Consider the following 3,659-nt stretch of genomic DNA (forward strand, 5'->3'; position numbering starts at 1 on the left):
CTAGGATTACTCAGAGAAATAATATCACTAATATCCGAGTAAATACTCTGTGTTCGTGTCGAAATCTTACTTAAGCCTTCAATGGGGTCTTTCATCCTCTGCTTGACTCGCTCCAGATACTCCGTATTGATAATCGCACTATCATTGGTCTCACCAACCGTCTCCTTAAAAAGCTTGATAATCCCATCATAGCGACTGACAATGCTATCTAGGGCATTGACATAGTTATCAACCAGTGGTATCTGATAGACGGCTTCTCGAAACAGATAGCTGTGATTTAATACTCTCAACAGAGATACTCAACAACTCTTTTTGTAACAGAACTTCCGATTCATTAATTCTACCTAATCCTCATTATAACATTTTCTCACCATATAGAAAATCCTAGAATGGAATCCTAGGATTTGTATGTCATTTTATACGTTCTACAATGAAACGAACATGAGTCGTTTTAAGTCTCTTTATTTCCTTAAGTTTTCTATTATCCTCAATCCCTTTTATCTCTAATCCCTACCATGATATCTGTATACAAAACATCATTTATCTTACTTGAAATATAAAATACTGGTGTACATTCTTCTAGCTCATTATCAATTAATAAATTGGTTAGCAGGTATATAGCCTTATCAAAGTCAACATCTTCCTCTCCAGTAACTCGTACTCCTGCCATTCGAGGAACCAAAAAATAACTGTTATAGGCTGTCCCTTCCATTATCTCTTCTTTTCCTAGATAATCCTCATGAACAGGAAGATAGACTGTGATGTTGTATGTCCCATCATCCAACTCTCCGATATGAGGGCAAGAATAAAAGGGATTGCTTTTAGGTGTATATCCAGCCGCTACGGCTGTTTGAACCATATCTTGAAAGGCTACTGCAATTTCATCACCAGTAATATTGTAATCAACACTTAAGACATTGCTTATCATTAATGATTGATTCATACCATATGTAATTTCTGCCATTCTACTTCTCCACTGGGATAATCAAATCCACAAACAAATCATCATAAACAGGTATCAAGGCCAGATACAACTTATCTTGTAACTCCCAACCGTGGTCTCTGATGTAAGCCTTCATCTCGTAGATGGACTGGTCCAAGCCATCTTCAAATGGCACACGTTTACTGATACCCTCAATATTTAAACTAGCTTGGTACCTTAGTTGGCTCGTTGAGTTTGTTTCTGAAATGACAGGTATATAAATGGTAACGTCCTGTTCTTCTTCATCAAACTGAGTTGGAGTCATTTCAAAAATGGTTGGGCCGTCTTTATAAATACCATCAGTATAAGGAAGGAGTTCTGTATGAACAAATAACTCCAATAGTTCGTCCGCTTGAATCTGGACCTGGTCTGTCATCAAATGTGTCATATGTAGCTGTATTTCTTTAATCATCTTTAGTTACCTTTCTAAATCTATCTCTATCAAACTCCTTATTTTGGATCATATCTGAGGACACTTCTATATGCTTGATTGGTCTTGTTTCCTCAACATCATGACGGTGTTGATAAGCGTATATAATTATAAACCATGTAGCATAAAACAAATGTCCAAAGGTCATTGAAAACAAGGATATCCCCCATCCCCAAAAATATTCATATCCAATGATAGCTAAAAATATACAGAGACACGATAAAATAAGTGGAGGAGCGAATACAAAATTAAGCATAAGTTTCCCAGCTTTCTCTGAGATAACTTCTTCAGAGTCCAAATCGACCAAGCAGCTCATGACGACTATTACAATAATGGATTGTATAAGAGGGAGGGATAGCTTTAATCCAATAAAATTATGGTCCCCACTCATAGCACTAAAACCAATAATGATATAAATATGACCAGTCAGATACATGAGATAGGTTCCAAAACTGGTTAATATCCCTCGCTTAAGATCCAAAAGAAAAACTAGATTTAATACCCAAACAACAATTCCTGTAATAATCAAGCCTTGATACAAAGAGGGATTGTTGAGTACCTCTAATCCTCCTGCAAAAAACGCCAAAAATGCCAAAGGATATAAAATAAAAATACCATTTAATACACCCCACAGAGGAACGGGGCCCTTTATCCTACTTCGTTGAAATTCAAACGTTTTTTTAATTCGTTCCAGTATCATTTAAACCATCCTCTCATGCCTTTTATCAGGCTATTGGCACCTTTTTTAAGATTATCCGTAATATTAAACTTTTTATCAGCCCAGTTTAATACACCTACAGCACCTGCGGATGCTGCGATTGCTACTGCTCCAGTTGCCCAAGCAGGGGCTGTTGCAACACCTAATAGACCTAAACCAACACCTGCTAAAGCAGCTCCAGCACTAGCTGCGGCAGTTGCCGCAACAGTTGTCCCTGCCGCCTTGGCTGCATCTATCACAAAACCTGTCGTCACACTGGCCTTAACTTCATTTCCTCTTAGACCTTGACGTTTGGCCTCTTTTTCATTATCGTGAATTTTTGAAAAAGTATCAACCACATCTAAAGCAACACTAACAACTGCTGCTCCTTTTAAAATCTTACCAAACTTCGTAGCTGATTTAAAACCTTCTTTGTAGTTTCTCAACCCCTCCTTAGCAGACTGAACTAGACCTTTGCCTCCTCCTGCTTTGCTAGCATTCCACAAGGCTTTCCCAGCTCCGTTAAAAGTTACTTCTTTGATAAATCCTTCCTTAAACAAGCTACCACTCGTTTTCACAATACTTTTCGTCACCTTCGCAAATTTGTGCCTCATCTTAGTGGTATCAGTAAAGGTTTTGAATACTTTGCTTAGGTCCTCATTATAACGTGTTTTCCCTAACTTCTCCATCAGGGATTTAAAAGTCTTAGTTATTTCACCAGTTTTATATTGCACAATGTTATACTTTTTATTCTTATCCAGAATTTTCCCAAGCTTAAAGTATTCATCTAACAACTTACCAAATTTTGTTGTCTCTTTGAGAATGACGGTATTTCCTCGTTTATCTCGACTAAAACGATAAGCCGCATACAAAGCAGGTAAAATAGATTTCAAATATTTTTTATAACTTTTACTATCTTTATATAAATCACTTTTTGTGACATTTTTATAAACATTAAATAATGAATCTATTAAGGACTCATTTTCAGCTACTGTTCCACTATACTTAGACTCGGCAAGTTGTTTTGCAAGAGCATTTTGATACTTTACATTTTGTGAATTACTATGGAGAGCTGTGTGAATCTCTGAAACTGAGTTTTTAAACTGAGTTCGATTATAATAATTTCTCGATACGCGGTTCCCATATGGAAGAGGGGCATAACCTGATAGTGTAGCTATTTCACTATTTTGCATATCTATAAGGTCAAACGTATCTGTCTTTAAAAGAACACTATTAAAAGCCTCCATGTTCTTAATCGTATCATCGAGACTCTTTTGGGCCTTGGTATAGGTCGTATTGATATCATCCAAGCTAGGATTACTCAGAGAAATAATATCACTAATATCCGAGTAAATACTCTGTGTTCGTGTCGAAATCTTACTTAAGCCTTCAATGGGGTCTTTCATCCTCTGCTTGACTCGCTCCAGATACTCCGTATTGATAATCGCACTATCATTGGTCTCACCAACCGTCTCCTTAAAAAGCTTGATAATCCCATCATAGCGACTGACAATGCTATCTAGGGCATTGACATAGTTATCAACCAGTGG

At 37.0% G+C, this 3,659-nt stretch carries 5 protein-coding genes; all 5 read right to left on the bottom strand.

Features of this window, described 5'->3' with window-relative positions:
* The coding region (locus D8790_RS10295) for an LXG domain-containing protein (protein ID WP_260470311.1) at positions 1-290 on the bottom strand (290 nt) is incomplete at its 3' end.
* 197 nt (positions 291-487) lie between these two features.
* Positions 488-964 carry a DUF5085 family protein gene (locus D8790_RS10300; protein WP_125388509.1) on the bottom strand — a complete coding sequence of 159 codons (477 nt, stop codon included), beginning with the start codon at positions 962-964 and terminating at the stop codon, positions 488-490.
* Position 965: 1 nt separating this feature from the next.
* A complete protein-coding gene (locus D8790_RS10305; protein WP_125388510.1) occupies positions 966-1,394 on the bottom strand; it encodes a hypothetical protein in 429 nt (142 codons plus the stop codon).
* Complete coding sequence (locus tag D8790_RS10310) at positions 1,387-2,112, bottom strand: oligosaccharide translocation protein RFT1 (protein ID WP_125388511.1); 726 nt, start codon at positions 2,110-2,112, stop codon at positions 1,387-1,389. The genes D8790_RS10305 and D8790_RS10310 overlap by 8 nt, the downstream gene beginning before the upstream one ends.
* On the bottom strand, positions 2,109-3,659 hold a 1,551-nt coding region (locus D8790_RS10315; protein WP_125388512.1), incomplete at its 5' end, for a T7SS effector LXG polymorphic toxin. The genes D8790_RS10310 and D8790_RS10315, both read right to left, overlap by 4 nt.

This window comes from Streptococcus cristatus (assembly GCF_003943535.1).
Classification (GTDB): Bacteria; Bacillota; Bacilli; order Lactobacillales; family Streptococcaceae; genus Streptococcus; species Streptococcus cristatus_L.